This is a genomic window from Pseudomonas sp. (assembly GCF_037994325.1).
Classification (GTDB): domain Bacteria; phylum Pseudomonadota; class Gammaproteobacteria; order Pseudomonadales; family Pseudomonadaceae; genus Aquipseudomonas.
The window spans coordinates 1-2064 of sequence record NZ_JBBNAH010000596.1; the positions used below are offsets into that span (position 1 = coordinate 1).

A 2064-nucleotide genomic window follows, 5' to 3' on the forward strand; every position below is an offset into this window, starting at 1 on the left:
ACGCCGTTCGTGAAGTGCTGGTTAACCAGTACGGTGTAGGTGGCGAGCGTGTTAACGCGGTTGGCTACGGCGAGTCCAAGCCGGTTGCCGATAACGCTACCGAAGCTGGCCGCGCTGTTAACCGTCGCGTAGAAGCTGAAGTGGAAGCCCAAGCTAAGTAATTAGCCTGGCTCTGGAAAAACCCGGCCTCGGCCGGGTTTTTTTATGCCCACAGAAAACATCTGCTTCACCTCGTCGTTCCCCGCGTAGGCGGGAATCCAAGTATGGAGATGGATTGGCCAAAGGTGTCCTCCTGCACGAGTCTGGGTCCGAATCGTCGGACCGCCGCCTTTGCGGGGACGACGGGGTGTGGGGCTAATCCGTTGACATCCCTCCGTGCACCCACCGGCGTTTTTACCGATAATCCCCGGCCTATTTAGTTAAGGGAGGTTGAGGATGGAGCACGGCGATAGTTTTCTGCAGTCAGGGGTGGTGTTCCTGCTTGCCGCTGTGCTGGTGGTGCCTTTGGCCAAACGCCTGCAATTGGGTGCGGTGTTGGGTTATCTGCTCGCCGGTGTGTTGATCGGTCCCTCAGTACTGGGCTTGATTGGCGACCCCGAAAGCGTCGGGCAAATTTCCGAGCTGGGCGTGGTGCTTTTGCTGTTTATCATCGGCCTTGAGTTGTCGCCACGCCGGCTGTGGGTGATGCGCAAGTCGGTGTTTGGTGTCGGCCTGGCGCAGGTGCTGTTGACCGCTCTGGTGATCGGCACCATTGCCTATACGCTGTTCCACCAGGCCTGGAATAGCGCGGTGGTGCTAGGCCTTGGCTTGGCGCTGTCGTCTACCGCCTTTGGCCTGCAAATCCTCGCCGAGCGCAAGGAGCTGAACAAACCCCATGGCCGCCTGGCCTTTGCCATTCTGCTGTTCCAAGACATCGCCGCCATCCCGCTGATTGCCCTGATTCCCTTGTTGGGCAGCGCCCACCAGGGCACCCCCGGTGATGAAGTCAACCAACTGGCGAAAATTGTCACCAGCATCGCCATTGTTGTAATCGGCGGGCGTTATCTATTGCGCCCAGTGTTTCGCGTGGTGGCGAAAACCAACCTGCGCGAAGTCTCCACCGCCACCGCGTTGTTGGTGGTGTTGGGCACCGCCTGGCTGATGGAACTGGCCGGTATTTCCATGGCCTTGGGCGCTTTTCTGGCTGGGCTGATCTTGGCCGATTCCGAATACCGCCATGAGCTGGAAGCGCAGATCGAACCGTTTAAAGGCTTGCTGCTCGGTCTATTTTTTATGAGCGTGGGCATGACCGCCGACTTCGCCTTGCTGGCGCGTGAACCGCTGGTGGTGCTTGGTTTCACCCTGTTGCTGATAAGCGCCAAGCTGCCGCTGCTGTATGCCCTTGGGCGCACTTTGGGTGACCTGGATCGGCGCGGCGCCATGGCCCTGGGCGTGGTGCTGGCCGCTGGCGGTGAGTTCGCCTTTGTGGTGTTTAACATGGCGCACAAAAATGGCCTGTTTAGCAGTCACCTACTCAGCCTGGTGGTGCTCTCCATCACCTTGTCGATGGCGCTGACGCCTCTGCTGCTGCTAGTGGTTGGCGCCCTGTGCAAGCCGTTGCCGGTAAGCGAGAAGGAACCGCCGGAGGAGTACACGCAAATCGACAGCAGCGCGCCGCGGGTAGTGATCGCCGGGATGGGCCGTATGGGGCAGATCGTTGCCCGTGTACTGCGCGCTCAACGGGTGCCGTTTGTAGCGCTGGATACCTCGGTAGAAAGCATCGAGCAGCAGCGCAAGTTGGGCAGTATGTCGATTTTCTACGGCGACCCATTGCGCCCGGAAATTCTGCGCGCCGCCAACGTCGACAAAGCCGAGCTGTTTATCGTTGCCACCGACAACCCGGAAACCAATATCGAAACCGCGCGCCTGGTGCGCAAGCTCTACCCGCACCTGAAAGTCATCGCCCGCGCCCGCAACCGCCAACACGTGCACCATTTGATGGACCTCGAAGCCACGGCGGTGCGGGAAACCTTCCACTCCAGCCTGGAAATGGGCCGGTTGATCTTGCTGGAACTGGGCTTGAGC

At 59.8% G+C, this 2064-nt stretch carries 2 protein-coding genes; both read left to right on the top strand.

The genetic code is table 11. From position 1 onward, the window contains the following. A partial coding sequence (locus AAAB16_RS19880; RefSeq protein ID WP_340664883.1) for an OmpA family protein occupies positions 1-161 on the top strand: 161 nt, incomplete at its 5' end. 274 nt (positions 162-435) lie between these two features. Continuing rightward, on the top strand, positions 436-2064 hold a 1629-nt coding region (locus AAAB16_RS19885; RefSeq protein WP_340664882.1), incomplete at its 3' end, for a monovalent cation:proton antiporter-2 (CPA2) family protein.